Source organism: Micromonospora sp. I033, from assembly GCF_053890995.1.
Genome location: NZ_JBSSLX010000061.1, coordinates 1 through 16053, shown reverse-complemented (window position 1 = coordinate 16053; position 16053 = coordinate 1). Strand labels below are relative to the sequence as shown.

The following is a 16053-nucleotide window of genomic DNA, read 5'->3' as shown; positions in this document are numbered from 1 at the left end:
GGGTCAGGACTCCTGCTCCAGCACGGTGAGCATGGAGCGCACCACGGAGGAGCGCCAACCGCTGCCCATGGTGCGGTGGGCGACCGCCTGGAACGGGCTGTCGAGGTCGAAGCCGCTGTGCTCCATCAGCATCCGGGTGCCCCGGCCCTCGGGCTCCAGCCGCCACGTGACGACCGAGTCCAGCCCGCTGCCGCTGCGGTCCGCCCAGGTGATCTGGAGCAGCCGTTCCGGCTCGACGGCGAGGACCTCGCAGTGGATGGTGCCGGCGAAGTGCAGCGCCGGCATCGGTTTGGCCTGGAAGGTGAACTGGTGACCGACCACCGGCTTGAAGTCGTTGGGCATCAGCCAGCGGGCCATCAGATCGGGATCGACCAGGATCCGCCACACCTGCGCCGGCGGGTACGGCAGGAACTGGTCGACTTCGATCTTGTCGGGTTCGGTCACACCGACTTCCCCTCGGTCGCGGACTCCTCGGCGACCAGCGCGGCGAAGTCGCTCATCCGCTCACGCCAGAAGCGCTCGTAGGGGGTGAGCCAGTCGCGCAGGTCCATCAGCGGCTCCGGCTCCAGCCGGTAGAGCCGCTTGCGGCCGCTGCGGCGCTCGGTCACCAGGCCGGCGTCGCGGAGCACCTTGAGGTGCTCGGAGACGCTGGGCCGGCGCATGTCGAACGAGGCGGCCAGATCCTGCACCGACTGCGGGCCGCCGTCGCGCAGCAGCCGGATGAGGTCGCGCCGGACCGGGCTGGCCAGCGCCGCGAAGACGTCCACTCCCGTGGCGGTGGACACGGCTCAACCGCCCGATTCGCGGGTGACGAGGACGAAGCCGTTGCCGTCGGGGTCGACGAAGGTGGCGTCGCGGCCCCACGGCCGGTCGTGCGGGCCGTCGACCGCCACGCCCGCGGCGCGCAGGCGCGCGCAGTCGGCGTCGAGGTCGTTGGTCTCCAACTGGACTCCCTGGAGGTCACCTGGCCCGAAACCGGTGCGACCCGGCACCAGAACGATACCAGTGGCGCCCTTTTCCGGACCCACCTGCAACCAGCGCATCGGCCCCATGGTCAGGTCCTGCACGACCGTCAACCCCAGCACGTCGGCGTAGAACGCCTTCGCCCGGTCCTGGTCCGACACGGAGACCGTGATGAGCCTGATCTGGGTGATGGTCATGGACAGGACGATAGGTAGGAGATTTCCTACCTGTCAACCGAGTGGCGAGACTATGGCAGCGGGTGAGAAACACGACGGCGGTCCGTGCCGTGCCACCCCGGGACGGGCGGCACGGCACGGACCATCGCGCGGGGCCGCCGGTCAGCGGCTCCGGTAGCGGGCGATGGCCAGGCCGGCGAAGACCACGGTCAGGGCGATGATCCAGATCAGCGCCCGGGTGACGAAGTAGCCGGTGCTGTGGCCGAGCAGCGCCTCGGCGGGCGCGCCCTGGGTCAGGGTGCGGACCGCGTTGACCACCACCGTCACCGGCTGGTGCTCCGTGAACGCCTGGAGCCAGCCCGGCATGCTGGAGGTCGGCACGAAGGCGCTGGAGGCGAAGCTGACCGGCATCACGATGAACGAGATGCCCTGTGCCGCCTGGACGCTGCCGGCCAGCAGCCCGACCGCCACGAAGATCCACACGAAGGCGAACCCGAAGAGCACCAGGATGCCCAGCGCACCGAGGGCCGAGCCCCAGTCGGTGTGCACCCGCATCCCCACCGCGAAGGCGATCGCGATGGTCGGGATCAGCACGGCGACGGTGAGGGCCAGGTCGGCGAGGACCCGGCCGGTGAGCACGGCGCTGCGCGGCATGGGCAGCGACCGCAGCCGGTCGAAGAGGCCCCCCACGTGGTCCTCGGCCACCCCGAGCGCGGTGCCGATGGTGGCGAACATGATGCCCACCGTGAGCAGCCCGGGCGCCATGAAGTCGACGTAGCGCATCGTGCCGCTGCCGATCGCGCCGCCGAACACGTAGCGGAAGATCAGCAGGAACGCCACCGACTGCACGATCCGCAGGATCAGCAGCTGCGGCGTGCGCCGGTAGATGCGCAGGGCGCGCCCGGTGAGCACGCCGACGCTGGGCAGCAGGCGGGCGTTGTTGGCCGGGTGCGGCGCGGCCACGGCGGTCATCGGGCACTCCTCGACACGGTCTCGGGCTCGATGCCCGCGGGGGACTCGGGCGACCGCGGCGCGGCGCCGCGGGGCTCGCCCGCCGGCGTCGACCCGGTCAGCGACAGGAACACCTCGTCGAGCGTGGGCCGGCGCAGGGCCACGTCCTCGACGTGCACGCCCAGCTCGCTGACCTCCTGCAGCGCCTCGCGGAGCCGCTCCGGGCCGGAGTCGACCGCCACCGAGGCCATCAGCGAGCCGTGGTCGACCACCGGTGTCTCGGCGCCGATCCGGGTCAGCGCCCGCACGGCCGGGTCGAGATCCTCCCGGTCGCGGACGTGGATCTCCACGATGTCGCGGCCGGCCCGGCTCTTCAGCTCCTTCGCCGTGCCGGAGGCGATCACCTGCCCGTGGTCGATGATCAGGATGGTGTTGGCGAGCCGGTCCGCCTCCTCCAGGTACTGCGTGGTGAGCAGCACGTCGGTGCCCTCGGTGGTGAGCGCCCGGATGGTGTCCCACAGCTCGATCCGGCTCTGCGGGTCGAGCCCGGTGGTGGGCTCGTCGAGCAGCAGCACCTGCGGCCGGCCGACCAGGCTGGCGCCCAGGTCGAGGCGGCGCCGCATGCCGCCGGAGTAGGTGCGGACCAGCCGGTCGCCGGCCTCGCCGAGACGCAGCCGCTCCAGCGTCTCCTCGGCGCTGGCCCGGGCGGTGCGCCGGTCCTGGCCGAACAGCCGGGCGATCATCTGGAGGTTCTCCCGCCCGGTCAGCGCGGGCTCGACCGTGGCGTGCTGCCCGGCGAGGCCGATGAGCTGGCGGACCCGGGCCGGCTCGGCGGTGACGTCGATGCCGCAGACTCGCAGCGTGCCGCCGTCCGGCCGGGCGAGCGTGGAGATCATGCGCAGGAAGGTGGTCTTACCGGCCCCGTTGGGGCCGAGGATCGCGGCGACCTGGCCGGACTCCAGGCGCACGTCGAGCCCGTTGAGGGCGACGACCTTCCCGAAGGACTTGCTGAGGCCCACGGCCTCGATCATCAATGCCATGACACTCTCTCAACTGAGGACCGGGAGTCCGTCGGGCCGTGCCGGCTCGGGCCCCGACCCCGGGGGGAGAGGTCGGGGCGGCCGAGCCGGAGCGCGTCGACCTACTGGTCGGCGTGCGCCGACATGAGGACGAAGCCGTTGCCGTCCGGGTCGGAGAAGTTCGCGTCACGACCCCACGGGCGGGCGTTGGGCCCGTCCACCTTGACGCCGGCGGCGCGCAGGCTCTCGCAGTCGCCGTCGAGGTCGTCGGTGAAGAGCTGGACGCCCTTGAGGCCGCCCACCGGCACACCCAGGACGCTCGGCAGCAGCGCGAAGCTGACCGGCGATCCCTTGGGCGCCACCTCGAGCCAGCGCATGGGCCCCATCTGGGAGTCCTGCGACACCTCGAAGCCGAGCTGCTCGACGTAGAACTGCTTGGCGGCGTCCTGGTCGGACACGGGCACGGTGATCAACTTGATTCCCTTGATGCTCATGCCGACGACGATAGGTAGGGAACTTCCTACCTGTCAAGCGGGTCCGCGGGTGTCGCGCCGGCCTTGCGCAGCGCCGTGAGCACGAACGACGGCGTCACCGCCTGCTGGGTGATCTCGATGCCCAACGCGTCGGAGAGCGCGTTGGTGATGGCCGGCGGCGCGCAGATGGCACCCCCCTCGCCGACCCCCCGGTGGTCCGGCGGGCCGGACCCGGGCTCCGGGCCGAGATGCACGATCTCGATGGGCGGCACGTCCGCCGCGGTGGGCAGCAGGTAGTCGCGGAGCGTGCCGCTGAGCGGCCGGGCGGTCTCGTCGTAGTGCAGCCGCTCGTGGAGCACCCCGCCCAGCCCCTGCGCGGTGCCGCCGCGGATCTGCCCCTCCACCACCGCCGGATTGATCATCGAGCCGCAGTCCTCGACCACCAGGTAGCGGGTGATCTCCACCTGCCCGGTGCCCGGGTCCACCCGTACCCAGCAGCAGTGGGTGGCCTGGGCGAACCCGCCGTCCGCCCCGTCGTGGGTGGCGGTGGCCGCCAGCTCGGTCGGCGTGTCCGGGGGCAGGTAGGCCGGGGCCAGGGAGACCATGCCGGCGAGCTGCACCATGCTCAGCCCGGTCGCCGGCCGCTCCCGCACGTAGACCCGGCCGCCGGCCAGCGCCAGCTCCTCCGGCGGTGCGCCGAGCATCCCGCTGGCCAGGCGGAGCACCTGGTCGCGCACCGCCCGCGCGGCTCGCCTGGCCGCGCCGCCGCCGAAGGTGGCGGCCCGGCTCCCGCCGGTGCCCACCATGCTGAACGGGGTGGCGTCGGTGTCCCCGTGCACCACCCGCACCGCGGTGTACGGCAGCCCGAACTCGGCCGCCACCACCTGGGCGAGCGTGGTCTCGTGCCCCTGCCCGTGCGGGATCTGCGAGGTGAAGAGGGAGACCTCGCCGGTCGGCTCGACCCGGACCCGGGCGGTCTCCTTGCCGCCGCCGGACATGGCGAGGAACTCGGGCCCGCCCGGGGAGGGCTCGATGAAGGTGGCCAGCCCGAAGCCGAGCACCTCGCCCCGCTCCCGGGCGCGCCGCTGCTCGGCCCGGAACCGGGGCAGGTCGGCCAGCTCCAGCGCCCGCTCCAGGGTGGCCGGCGCCCGCGTCCCGTCCAGCCGCCAGCCGGCCGCCGTCCGGAACGGCTGCTCGGCCGGGGTGACCAGGTTCCGCCGCCGGATCTCCTCCGGGGCCAGCCCCAGCTCACCGGCGACGATGTCGAGCAGCACCTCCCGGGCCCAGGTCTCCACCGCCCACGGCCCCCGGTACGCCACGTACGGGCCCTTGTTCGTGCAGACCGTGCTGACCTCGAAGTCGTACGCCGGGACCCGGTAGGGCCCGGGAATCAGCAGCCGCAGCGCCAGGGTGAAGAACGCCGGGTTCATCGGGATGACCGAGTACGCCCCGATGTCCATGACCAGCCTCGCCCGGAGCCCGAGCAGCGTGCCGTCGGCCCGGACCGCCGCCTCCAGGTGCAGCGACTCGTCCCGGGCGTGCCCGCCGACCAGCAGGTTCTCCCGGCGGTCCTCGATCCACCGCACCGGCCGGCCGGTCCGCACCGCCGCCGCGCAGACCAGCAGGTCCTCCCGGGTGATCCCCCACTTCGAGCCGAACGAGCCGCCCATGTCGGGCACCACCACCCGCACCCGGTGCGGCGGCAGCCGCAGGTGCGCCGCGAGCACCATCCGCATCAGGTGCGGCGCGTGCGCGCTGGCCTGGTACGTGAGCTCGCCGCCGGCCGGCTCGTACGCGGCCAGCCCACCACGGGTCTCCAGCGGGGCGGCCATGTACCGGTGCTGCCGCAGGGTCCGGCCGATCACCCGGTCCGCGTTGCGGAAGGCGCCGTCCACGTCGCCGTAGCGCGCGGAGTCGTGGTAGGGCACGTTGCCCGGCGCCACGTCGTACAGGGCCGGGGCGGCCGGGTCGAGGGCGGTCGCCACGTCCGGCACCGGGGGCAGCTCGTCGTACCGGACCTCGATCAGCTCCAGCGCGTCCTCGGCCAGGTAGCGGCTCTCCGCCACCACCATGGCCACCGGGTCGCCGACCAGCCGGACCCGGTCGTCGGCGAGCGCGGTGTGCACGAGCTGGGTCATGCCCGGGATCGAGGCGTCGAAGCTGACCGGGCCGAGCGTCCCGGCGAGGTCCGCCGCCGTGAACACGGCGACCACCCCGGGAGCCGTGCGGGCGGCCGAGGCGTCCACGGTGATCCGGGCGTGCGGCACGGTGCTGCGGAGGAACGCCGCGTGGGCCAGGTGCGGGGCGGTCAGGTCGGCCACGTACCGGCCCCGGCCGGTGAGCAGGCGTGGGTCCTCGAGCCGCGGGGCCGGGGTGCCGACCCGACCCTCCTCGATCCCGCCGGTCATCGCGCGGCTCCGTCCGGCGCGGCCGGCCGATGCCGCTCCGCCGCGGCGAGCCGGACCGCGGCCACGATGCTCTGGTAGCCGGTGCAGCGGCAGATGTTGCCGGCCAGCGCGGTGCGGATGGTGGCCTCGTCCGGGTCGGGGTCGTCGGCGAGCAGGCCGTGCGCGGCCAGCAGCATGCCCGGCGTGCAGAAGCCGCACTGCAGCGCGTGGCACCGGCGGAAGGCGTCCTGCACGGGGTCCAGCTCGCCCGGGTCGGCCAGCCCCTCGACCGTGGTGATCTCGTGGCCCCGGGCCTGCACCGCGAAGAGCAGGCAGGCGTAGACGGGCTCGCCGTCGAGCAGCACCGTGCAGGCCCCGCAGGCGCCCTGCTCGCAGCCGACGTGCGTACCGGTCAGCCCGAGATCCTCGCGGATGAAGTCGGCAAGGGTCCGGCGCGGCTCGACCCGGCCCTCCCGGCGTACCCCGTTCACCACCAGCTCGACGGACTCCATGCGTCGCTCCCCAGGTCAGTGTGTCGGTCGAGCCCGGCGCGCCGCGTCGGACAGCGCCCGCCGGACCAGCGTCACCAGGACCTCGCGGCGGTACCCGGCGTCGGCCTGGACGTCGCCGACCGGCTCGACCTCACCGGCGGCCCCGGCGGCGGCCTCGGCGATCGCCCCGGTGTCGAGCGGCCCGCCGCGCAACGCCCGCTCCACGCCGGGCAGGCGGCGCGGCGCCGGGCCGCCGCCCAGCACCGCCACCCGGGCGTACGCGCATTCGCCGTCGCCGCCCCGGCCGAGCACCACGGCAGCGCCGGCCAGCGCGAAGTCCCGCGCACGGCGGCCCAGCTCGTGGAAGCCGTGGCCGGCGCCGGCCGGCGGCACCGGGAACCGGACCCGGCTCAGCACCTCGCCCGCCCGCAACGCGGTGCCGCCCGTCGCGGGGTGGAAGTCCGCGGCCGCGACCTCGCGCTCGACGCCGCCGATGCCGGCGAGGACCAGGGTGGCGTCCAGGGCGAGCGCGACGGCGGGCAGTTCGGCGGCGGGGTGGCCGAGCGCCAGGCTGCCGCCGACGGTGCCCCGGTTGCGCACCTGCGGGTGGCCGATCCGGCCGACCGCCTCGGCGAGCAGCGGCAGCCGGGCCGCGACCACCGGGGACCGCTCGACGGCCCGCTGCCGGGTGAGCGCACCGACGGTCACCGCGCCCGGCTCGTCCCGGATCCCGGCCAGCCCGGCCACCTCGTTGAGGTCGACCAGCACCCGCGGCCGGGCCAGCCGCAGCGCCATGAGCGGCACCAGGCTCTGCCCACCGGCGATCAGCGTGGCGTCCGGGCCGTGGCGGGCGAGGAGGTCGTGCACCTCGGCGAGGCTGGTCGGGGCGTGGTGGTCGAAGGGCGCGGCCTTCACGCGCCACCTCCCTCGGCTCGGCCGGTCAGTCCTCGGCGCGGCGGGTCTCCAGGATGCTGTGCGTGGAGGCGGTCGGCAGGATCCGGACCAGCTCCAGGCCGGCCCGGTCGAACACGTCCCGGAACTCCTGCTCGGTCCGCTCGTAGCCGCCCGGGGTGTTGAGCCGCACCCACATGCCGGCCATCAGGTACTTCAGCGGGCGGCGCGGCGGCGCGGGCACCAGGTGCGCGGCGACCAGGATCCGGCCCGACGGCGGCAGCACCTCGCGGACCTTGCGCAGGATCTCCACCGACTCGTCGTCGCTCCAGTCGTGCAGCACCTGCTTGAGCACGTACGCGTCAGCGCCCGGCGGCACCCGGTCGAAGAAGCTGCCGCCGACGCAGGTGTAGCGGTCGGCGACGGCCCTGCCGGCCACCCGCGCCCGGGCCCGCTCCACCACGGGCGGCAGGTCGAACAGGACACCCTCGACCCTCGGGTGCTTGAGCAGGATCTTCTCCAGGAAGGTGCCCTCACCGCCGCCGAGGTCGACGATGGTCTTGACGCCCTCGAAGTCGTACGCGTCGACGATCGCGTCGTCCTTCGGGCCGGAGAAGATGGTCTGGGCGCGGCTGAACACCGCGTACTGGTCGCGGTTGGCCGTCATGTAGTCCCAGATGTCCCGGCCGAAGACGTGCTCGAAGGCGGGCTGACCCGTCCGGATGGTGTGCAGCACCTCGGCCGGTTCCCACACCTTCCAGGCCCACTCGGCCCCGAGCATCTCGGCGATGCCGTGCAGCGAGTTCGGCGCGTCGCTGATCAGGCAGCGCGACTCCTCGGTGTGCGCGAACACCCCCGGCTCGATCTCCTGGAAGATCGACTCGCTGGTCAGCGCCCGCATGAAGAGCAGCAGCACGTCCCGGTCGCCGCCCACCTCGGCCGCCAGCTCGTCGATCGACTTCGGGCCGTTCCGCAGCCGGTCCGGCAGGTCGAGGCCGGCCGTGGCCACCTGGATGCAGACCGAGGTCAGTCGGCCCAGCAGCTTCTCCAGCACGGTCACCGACACGGGGGGCGCGAACTGCTGCGGTGGGTTTTCCATGGCTCGGCCTCCCGTTGCCCGTCGGCTGCGTCGCACTCAAGCTATCCAGGCGGGACGTACCGGATCTTCTTCTCGATTGCTGGAAAATGCGTCGCGCCAGGAGCTCAGCTCGGGCGGCGCTGCAGCCGCCAGAACCCGAAGCCGGCCAGCAGCCCGGCCAGCACCAGGTAGAACGCCGACTCCAGCCACTGGAACGACCAGTACCGGCTGGTCGGCTGGTAGGCGATCGCCACGTGCACGTCGTGCTTCGCCAGGCACACCGCGGTGTCCCCGTACGGGCCCTCGGCCGTGCCCGTCTCCGGGGCGTTGGTGAAGCACTCGTTGAAGATCCCCTCGTCCAGCGGCTCGCCCGTCTTCGTGAGCAGCTCGCTGACGTCGGTGACCCAGGCGTCCGGCACGGTCAGGCCCTTGACCACCGGGGCGCCGGTGATGCTGCCCAGGCTGCGGGCCTGGTTGATGGCCTGCACGGTCATCGGCATGGTGAGGTGCTCCGCCGGCAGGAAGTGCGGCCGGATCACGTTGGGCACCAGGAACTGGAAGACGACGAAGGCCAGGATGGTCAGCGCCATCGCGGGCACGGTCCGCCGCACCAGCAGCCCGATCAGCGTCCCGAGCACGAAGGCGAACGCCGCGTACGCGATCGGCGCGATGTTCCGGGCGCCGAACAGGATCGTGCTGAACCGGTTGTCGGCGACCCGGTCCACCGGGCTGGCCGCCCAGGTCAGCAGCAGGCTGGCCGCGCCGGCCACCACCATGCCGGCCAGCCCCACCAGGGTCAGCTTGACCGCCAGCCAGTGCCGCCGGGTCACGCTCTGGCTCCAGACCAGCCGCTGGGTGCCGGCCTCCAGCTCCCGGGCCACCAGGGGCGCGCCCCAGAACATGCCGACCAGACCCGGAATCAGCCCGAGCAGCGCGGCCAGGTAGAGCAGGGTGTTCTCGTAGTCGGCGCTGAACCGGCTCAGCTGCGGGCCGCACTCGGCCAGGCCGGCGCACTGCGCCCGGTAGTTGTCGTAGGACTCCCGGATGTCGAACCCGAGACAGAGGAGGTACGCGGCGATCAGGGCCAGGCCGATGACGCCCACGAGGGCCTGCCCGCGGAACTGCCGCCAGGTCGTCCAGATCACCGCCCGGCCTCCCCCGCCATGGCGTCCGTCGGGCCGGCGGAGACGCCCGCGGCCCGGGTCATGTAGCTGAGCACCATCTCCTCCAGCGAGACGGGCTCGACGCTCCACGGCGTACGCGGCAGCGCGCCGACCACCCGCACCACCGCGCGGCTGTGCTGGTCGGCGTGCTGCATCCGGATCACCTCCACCTCGGCCGGCAGCCGGTCCAGCTCGCCGCGCGGGGCGACCAGCCGGTGGTGCTGGGCCAGCAGGTCCTTCACCTCACCGGCCACCTGCATCCGGGAGGCGCAGAGCACGATGAGGTAGTCGCAGACCCGCTCCACGTCGCTGAGCAGGTGCGAGGACAGGATCGCGCTGGCGCCCAGCTCGGCGACGAACTCCATCAGGTTCTGCATGAACCCGTCCCGGGCCAGCGGGTCCAGCGCGGCGGCCGGCTCGTCGAAGATGAGCAGCTCCGGGCGCTTCGCCGCGGCGATGGTCAGCGCCAGCTGGGCGCGCTGGCCGCCGGAGAGCCGGCCCGCCTTCTGCTTGAGGTTGAGCCCGACCTGGGCGATCCGCCGGTCGGCCAGGGCCTGGTCCCAGGACGGGTTCAGCTTCGCGCCCATCCGCAGGTGGTCCGCCACGGTGAACGTGCCGTAGACCGGGGTGTCCTGCGCGACGAACCCGACCTTGGCCAGGTGCGCCGCGTTCGCCGCCGGGGGCGAACCGAGCACCCGCAGGGTCCCCGCCGTCGGCGTGATCAGGCCGCAGGCGAGGTTCAACAGCGTGGACTTGCCGGCGCCGTTCGGCCCGACCAGGCCGACCACCCGTCCGCGGGGGACGTTGAGGTTGCAGTCGGCCAGCGCCAGCCGCTTGCCGTACTGCTTCGTCAGACCCTCGGCCTGGAGTGCGGGATGGGAATTCTCCGGTGGCATGGCGTCGATCCTGCGGATCGGCGTCTGCCGCAGCATCGGTCCAAAGTAGGGTCGGGCCTTCTGGCTACCGTACTTTTGACCGGTTTCCCAGCCCGGCCCCGGCACGCCCGGAACGGACGCGCGGCGGCACCGGGGGAAGGGGTTCCCCGGCGCCGCCGCCTGCTGCGTGGGTCAGCTGACGTGCCGCTGGATCCGCCACAGGCCGAAGCCCGCCAGCAGCCCCGCGAGCGCGAGGTAGCACGCCGACTCGATCCACTGGAACGACCAGTAGCGGCTGTTGGGCTGGTAGTCGACGGTGACGTGCAGGTCGAGGTCGCCGAGGCAGCCCGCGGTGTCGCCGGCGCCGCCCCCGGCGGTCTGCGGCGGCTTGGTCAGGCAGGTGTCGACGGTCCGGGCGTCGACCGGCTGGCCGCCCGCCGTGAGCAGCTTGCTGGTGCCGGTGACCCAGGCGTCGGGGATGCTCAGTCCCTTCACGGTGGCGTCGGTGCCCACCCCGCGCAGCTCGCGGATCGCGTCGGCGGTCATCGCCCTCGTCACGGTGACCGGCGCCATCAGGTGCGGCCGGACCATGTTCGGCATCAGGAACTGGAGCAGCGTGAAGGCGAGGATGGTCAACGCCATCGCCGGCACCGTTCTACGCAGCAGCAGCCCGATGACCGCGCCGAGCACGAAGGCCAGCGCCGCGTACGCGATCGGCGTCAGGTTGCGGGCGCCGAACGCCAGGGCCGCGAACCGCTCCCCGGACACCTTGTCGTACGGGCTCGCCGCCCAGGTGAGCAGCAGGCTGGCCAGGGCCGCGACCGCCATGCTGGCGACGCCGACGAAGAGCAGCTTGACCGCCAGCCAGCGGCGCCGGGTGACGCTCTGGTTCCAGACCAGCCGCTGGGTGCCCGTCTCCAGCTCCCGGGCGATCAGCGGCGCACCCCAGAAGACGCCCGGCACAGCCGGAATGATCGCCAGCAGTAGGGCGAGGAAGAGCAGCCGGGTGCGGTAGTCGTCCTGGAACTGGCTCATCGCGTCCAGGCACCGGTCGGCGACCGTGCACCGGGACTGGTAACGGTCGTACGCCTGCCGGATGTCCAGACCGGTGAACAGGACGTACGCCGCCAGCGGCGCCAGCGCCACGAAGCCGACGAGGGCCTGGGTGCGGAACTGCCGCCAACTCATCCAGATCATCGCGGCACCTCGACCCGCGGCGACGGACACGACTCATCAACAGGCATGACCACATCCTGGAGAGGTGGCCGCCGGCCAACATCGGCCCAAAGCACGGTTCACCGCGCCCCGGACCGTACTTTTGACCGGTTCGGTGGCTCCGGCGACTACCTAGCGTGGGTCGCATGGACGCTTCGGACCGGTCGGCCCGCGGGGCTGGAATCGCCGTCGACATCGCCTTCGCCCTGGCGGCCCCGCTGGGCATGGCCTTCACCGCCTACCTGATCAGCGACAGCTGGGGCGGCAGCTACGCGGTCTTCGACACCGCCGTGGCCGCGATGGTGTCCCTGCTCGCGCTCGCTCGCCGGATCAACCGGACCTGGACGGCGCTCGCCGGCCTGGTCGTGGTCGCGGTGGCGATCGTCGTCTCGCAGGTCGCCGACCTGCCGCAGGAGCCCAGCCCGATCGCCTCGCTGGCCCTGGCCGTGCTGGTCGGCTCGGCGCTGCGGCACCTGCCCACCCACTGGGGCTGGGGCATCGCGGCCGGCGGCCTCGCCGTCGTCCTCGCCTGCTGGATCACCGGCGGCTTCCGGGCCGTCGCGGTGATGGGCACGCTGGCCTGGCTCGGCGCCGTCGCGGTCGGCGCCTCGATGCGCGGGGTCGACGCGGGCAAGCGCGCCGCCGCCGAGCGCCGCCGGGCGGCCGAGGAGGCCAACCGGCAGTGGGACCCGACCCGGACCTTCTGACCCTGCGATCCGAGGGCCGGTCTCCCGAGCGGGAGGCCGGCCCTCGGCCTGGTTCGCGTCGGTGGCTTCCCCGGCTACTCGGCGTAGGGCTGGTCCGCTCCCTGGGCGCTGTAGCCGAGGCTCCAGATGTAGCCGTCCGGGTCCGCGAAGGAGCCGCCGTAACCGCCCCACGGCAGGGCACCGGCGGGCTTGAGGATCTGGGCCCCGGCCTTCTCGGCCTCCGCGATGATCTCGTCGACCCGTGCCTCGCTACGGACGACGTAGGTGAGGACCAGGCCGCTGAAGCCGCTGCCTTCCGGGCTCGTGCCCACCTGGTCGGCCAGGCCGTCGCGGCCGTAGAAGCCGACGAGCGAGCCGCCGTCCGATTCGAAGAACACCGAGACGCCGTAGTCGTCCTTGATCTTCCAGCCGAGCCCTTCCGTGTAGAACTGCTTGGACCGGGTCAGGTCCCGGACGCCGAGGAGGATGGAGCTGACGTTCGCCTTCATGCGTTGTCTCCTGAGTGCTGGCGGGATGATGCACACGCAGGTCACGCTACGAACGGCTCCGGGTCCGGTGCTTCTTGATTCCTGATCGGTTTCCGGCAGGTCAGCGACGCTTACCGGACCGGCGGGCCACCCAGACGCCGCCGACGATCGCCGCAACGGTCGGCACGAGACAGCAGAGCGTGAGGACGAACAGGTGCCATGGCTTGATAGCTCCCATGGCCGCGAGGATAGGAACGCTGACAACGCCGCTGTTCCCGCGGACCTGCCCGTACCGCCCTGCTGCCCACGCTCGGCACGTCGACAGCGTGTCTGCCAGGATCGGCGGCCGGATCGCCGCCGCCCGGTGATGCGGCGCGGCTCCACGACAGCTCAGGGTTTCTGCCGGGCGGGCGGGGCATGCACGTGGCGACAGCGCGGACAGCGCAGCCGCACCTCGGTGTCCACCGCCGGGGCTCGGAGCCGCTGGCCACACCCGCAGTGGTAGATCACCGCCCGGGCCGTCCGCAGGTACTCGTCGCGTTGCCGCCGCGGCCAGCGTCCCTGGCAGCGCGCGCACCACTTCGGCGGATAGCTGTGGTACCAGGCCAACCCGAACGCGCCCCCGAGCATCAGGGCGCCCGGGACCACCAGGGCGAGCGGAGCCGCAAGGGCCGACAGCGTCCCGCCGAGGCCGTCGCGCACCGCTGAGGTCACCCCGAGCGCGACGGAGAGCACCACCAGTGGAATCCCGAGGAGGGTCATCGCGAATCCCCAGCTGAATCCCAGCAGGGAGAGGAGAAACGCCGCCCGGGCGCCGGGGGGCGCCCACCGGGCCACGCCGTAGCCACCACAGCGCGGACAGTTGGGCGAGGCGCGGTGCGGCACCGAGAGGATCACCTTCGGCGCGAGCCACCCGACGAGCTTGCTCAGGATCGCCTCGACCAGCTTGGCGGCCAGGCCCTGCAGGAACGCGCTCAGCACCCACCACCTCCAGCTCCCGCGCGGCGCCGCGCCACCATGGGCCACCCGAACGGACGACCTCCAGGCACCATCGTCGCCGCCGCTCGCCTGTGGGCGAGATGCCGCTCCGTGTCGGAATGGTGACGCAGCCGACGCCCGGGGCTCCGGTGGCGCTGCCCGCCGCCGGATCAGGCAGCCATCCGGTGAGCGTTACGCCGGCGCCGTCATCGGTTGCGCGGCTGTGGTTGGTCGGTGTCGTTCGGGGTTGTCCCGGGTCTGGTGTGGAGGACTTCACGGGCCTGCTCGGCGGCACGGGTGATGCTCTCGCTGATGAAGTCGAGGAAGCGGGCGATGTTCTCCAGGCGGGCGGCGGCGGGCGTGCGGGGGCCGAGGACGGCGACGCCCTGGCGTGCGGTTTCGACGAGCTGGTCGTTGGCTCGGGCGCTGGCGATCGTCGCCTGGTAGAAGAGTTCGTCGTCGACGACGTAGCGGTCGCGCCGGCGTTCGTCGCGTTCTCGCCGGACGAGGCTCTGGCTCTCCAGAAAGGCGATCGCCTTCGAGATGGACGCCGGGCTGACCTGGAGGCGCTGGGCGAGCTGGGACGCGGTGAGGCTGCCCGCGTCGGTGGTGAACAGGCAGGTCAGCACCCGGGCCGTCATCCTGGGCAGGCCCGAGGCCATGAGGACGGTGGTGAGCGTCTCCTCGTAGTCGGCCACGGCCTCGGCGTCGCGTCCGTGTGGCTGGGGGGCCGGCTCCGACCTGCGGGTGGTGGCGGGCCTGCGCCGGTGAGCGCGGCGTTCGGTGGCGCGGTGGGCCAGGTCGGCGCGGTAGGCCGTGGGGCCGCCGTTGCGCATCACCTCCCGCGTGATCGTCGAGGTCGGACGATCGAGGCGCCGGGCGATCTCGGCGTACGGGAGGCTGTCGGCCAGCCCCAGCGCGATCTGCTGGCGTTCCTGCTGGGTGAGCCTGCCGCCCGGCATCGCGATCTCCTCTGGTGATCCTTCGTGATGGTCCCCGCTTCCTCACCATAGCGTTCACTCCTCATCCATTGCAATGATCTGGGCATGGTGCGTTGCATTATCAGCGCGACCATTGCAACAGTTTCCCTGCTTTCGCCTGTGAACATGTGGAATGGATGCAACAAGCTTGTTGTCGGTTCATGGAAAGCAACGTAGCGTTTCCGATATCAGAAACAGCCAGCGAGCACGGGAGAGCACGATGCAGAAGTTCGAGACCCCCGCCCCGATCTCCGCCGTCCTGGCCATCCCCGCCGGACGCATCCAGTTCATCGCCGCCGACCGCGCCGACACCACCGTCGAGGTCCTGCCGGCCGACCCGGGCAGGAGCCGCGACGTCCGGGCCGCCGAGCAGACCACCGTCACCTACGTCGACGGCGTCCTGCGGATCCAGGCCGCCGAGGCCCGGAACCAGCTCTTCGGCCCCTCCGGATCCCTGGAGGTCACCGTCCAGCTGCCCGCCGGCTCGCGCATCGAGGGCACGGCCGCCAGCTGCGAACTCCGCGGCGTCGGCCGCCTCGGCGACGTCGCCTTCGAGGGCGCGTACCGCCAGATCAAGATCGACGAGGCGGCGAGCGTCCGCCTGACCGCGATCGACGGCGACGTCGAGGTCGGCCGGCTCAACGGCCCTGCGGAGATCAGCACCGCCAGGGGTGACATCCGGATCAGTGAGGCCGTGCGTGGCACCGTCGTGCTCCGCACCCAGTCCGGCGACATCTCGGTGGCCGCGGCCGCCGGCGTCTCGGCCGCCCTGGACGCGGGCACCGGCTACGGCCGCATCAGCAACGCCCTCAAGAACGACGGCACCGCCGACCTCGACATCCGCGCCACCACCTCCCAGGGCGACGTCACCGCCCGCAGCCTCTGAGAGGGTGCGTCCTCACGTAGGGGCGCCGACGCCGAACGGGGGTGGCACCGGATGTGCCACCCCCGTCGCAGCGGTGTCGTTACCTGGCCGTGCAGCTCAGGGTAGGTGCGGAGTTGGTGCCGCTCCACGAGCCGTTGAATCCGAAGGTGGTGCTGCCGTTGGCGCCCACGGCGCCGTTGTGACCGGCGTTCCCGGCGGTGACCGACGATCCGCTCGAGGTGATCGACGCGTTCCAGGAGTTGGTGATGCGCTGGCCGTTGGGCCAGGTCCAGCTCACCGTCCACCCGGAGATGGCGGTGTTCCCGGCCCGGACGGTGACCTCGGCGCCGAAGCCGCCGGGCCATTCGTTCGTC

19 protein-coding genes are annotated in these 16053 nt (G+C 72.7%); 2 read left to right on the top strand and 17 right to left on the bottom strand.

The annotated features are described in order from the left end of the window. Positions 1–3: 3 nt before the first annotated feature. From ACW0Q9_RS13205 to ACW0Q9_RS13145, 13 genes are all read right to left on the bottom strand, one after another. Positions 4–444 carry an SRPBCC family protein gene (locus ACW0Q9_RS13205; RefSeq protein WP_091316681.1) on the bottom strand — a complete coding sequence of 147 codons (441 nt, stop codon included), beginning with the start codon at positions 442–444 and terminating at the stop codon, positions 4–6. After that, positions 441–785, bottom strand: coding sequence for an ArsR/SmtB family transcription factor (locus ACW0Q9_RS13200; RefSeq protein WP_456181033.1), 345 nt, complete (start codon positions 783–785; stop codon positions 441–443). The genes ACW0Q9_RS13205 and ACW0Q9_RS13200 overlap by 4 nt, the downstream gene beginning before the upstream one ends. A 3-nt stretch (positions 786–788) precedes the next feature. Then, positions 789–1160, bottom strand: a complete 372-nt coding sequence (locus tag ACW0Q9_RS13195) for a VOC family protein (protein WP_091316676.1) — start codon at positions 1158–1160, stop codon at positions 789–791. 141 nt (positions 1161–1301) lie between these two features. Next, positions 1302–2111, bottom strand: coding sequence for an ABC transporter permease (locus ACW0Q9_RS13190; protein ID WP_456181031.1), 810 nt, complete (start codon positions 2109–2111; stop codon positions 1302–1304). Then, entirely contained in the window at positions 2108–3130 is a 1023-nt protein-coding gene (locus ACW0Q9_RS13185) for an ATP-binding cassette domain-containing protein (RefSeq protein WP_456181029.1), read from the bottom strand. The genes ACW0Q9_RS13190 and ACW0Q9_RS13185 overlap by 4 nt, the downstream gene beginning before the upstream one ends. A 101-nt stretch (positions 3131–3231) precedes the next feature. Next, positions 3232–3603 carry a VOC family protein gene (locus ACW0Q9_RS13180; protein WP_091316667.1) on the bottom strand — a complete coding sequence of 124 codons (372 nt, stop codon included), beginning with the start codon at positions 3601–3603 and terminating at the stop codon, positions 3232–3234. Between the two features lie 26 nt (positions 3604–3629). Next, entirely contained in the window at positions 3630–5990 is a 2361-nt protein-coding gene (locus tag ACW0Q9_RS13175; RefSeq protein ID WP_456181026.1) for a xanthine dehydrogenase family protein molybdopterin-binding subunit, read from the bottom strand. Next, a complete protein-coding gene (locus ACW0Q9_RS13170) occupies positions 5987–6481 on the bottom strand; it encodes a (2Fe-2S)-binding protein (RefSeq protein ID WP_456181024.1) in 495 nt (164 codons plus the stop codon). Before ACW0Q9_RS13170 ends, ACW0Q9_RS13175 begins: the two co-directional genes overlap by 4 nt. Positions 6482–6496: 15 nt before the next feature. Beyond that, complete coding sequence (locus tag ACW0Q9_RS13165; protein ID WP_456181022.1) at positions 6497–7375, bottom strand: FAD binding domain-containing protein; 879 nt, start codon at positions 7373–7375, stop codon at positions 6497–6499. A gap of 25 nt (positions 7376–7400) precedes the next feature. Then, a complete protein-coding gene (locus ACW0Q9_RS13160) occupies positions 7401–8450 on the bottom strand; it encodes a methyltransferase (RefSeq protein ID WP_456181020.1) in 1050 nt (349 codons plus the stop codon). A gap of 104 nt (positions 8451–8554) precedes the next feature. Next, a complete protein-coding gene (locus ACW0Q9_RS13155) occupies positions 8555–9574 on the bottom strand; it encodes an ABC transporter permease subunit (RefSeq protein ID WP_456181018.1) in 1020 nt (339 codons plus the stop codon). Then, positions 9571–10488: an ABC transporter ATP-binding protein gene (locus ACW0Q9_RS13150; protein ID WP_456181055.1), complete on the bottom strand. Its 918-nt coding sequence runs from the start codon at positions 10486–10488 to the stop codon at positions 9571–9573. Before ACW0Q9_RS13150 ends, ACW0Q9_RS13155 begins: the two co-directional genes overlap by 4 nt. Positions 10489–10659: 171 nt before the next feature. Beyond that, positions 10660–11664: an ABC transporter permease subunit gene (locus ACW0Q9_RS13145; protein ID WP_456181016.1), complete on the bottom strand. Its 1005-nt coding sequence runs from the start codon at positions 11662–11664 to the stop codon at positions 10660–10662. 164 nt (positions 11665–11828) lie between these two features. Between ACW0Q9_RS13145 and ACW0Q9_RS13140 the strand changes: the two genes are divergently transcribed. Then, positions 11829–12389, top strand: a complete 561-nt coding sequence (locus ACW0Q9_RS13140; protein ID WP_456181014.1) for a hypothetical protein — start codon at positions 11829–11831, stop codon at positions 12387–12389. Positions 12390–12463: 74 nt separating this feature from the next. On the opposite strand, the gene ACW0Q9_RS13135 is transcribed toward ACW0Q9_RS13140, so the two are convergent. From ACW0Q9_RS13135 to ACW0Q9_RS13125, 3 genes are all read right to left on the bottom strand, one after another. Further along, positions 12464–12877 (bottom strand): VOC family protein, encoded by a 414-nt coding sequence (locus ACW0Q9_RS13135; RefSeq protein WP_456181012.1) that lies wholly within the window; start codon positions 12875–12877, stop codon positions 12464–12466. Positions 12878–13246: 369 nt separating this feature from the next. Next, positions 13247–13837, bottom strand: coding sequence for a hypothetical protein (locus tag ACW0Q9_RS13130; RefSeq protein ID WP_456181010.1), 591 nt, complete (start codon positions 13835–13837; stop codon positions 13247–13249). A 203-nt stretch (positions 13838–14040) separates the two neighbouring features. After that, the gene (locus tag ACW0Q9_RS13125) at positions 14041–14796 is read right to left on the bottom strand and encodes a helix-turn-helix domain-containing protein (RefSeq protein ID WP_456181008.1); all 756 of its coding nucleotides are present in this window, start codon (positions 14794–14796) and stop codon (positions 14041–14043) included. A 238-nt stretch (positions 14797–15034) separates the two neighbouring features. Here ACW0Q9_RS13125 and ACW0Q9_RS13120 point away from each other — a divergent pair, with 238 nt between their 5' ends. Then, positions 15035–15700, top strand: coding sequence for a DUF4097 family beta strand repeat-containing protein (locus tag ACW0Q9_RS13120; protein WP_456181006.1), 666 nt, complete (start codon positions 15035–15037; stop codon positions 15698–15700). 79 nt (positions 15701–15779) lie between these two features. Here the strand turns inward: ACW0Q9_RS13120 and ACW0Q9_RS13115 are convergent. Then, a partial coding sequence (locus ACW0Q9_RS13115) for a cellulose binding domain-containing protein (protein ID WP_456181004.1) occupies positions 15780–16053 on the bottom strand: 274 nt, incomplete at its 5' end.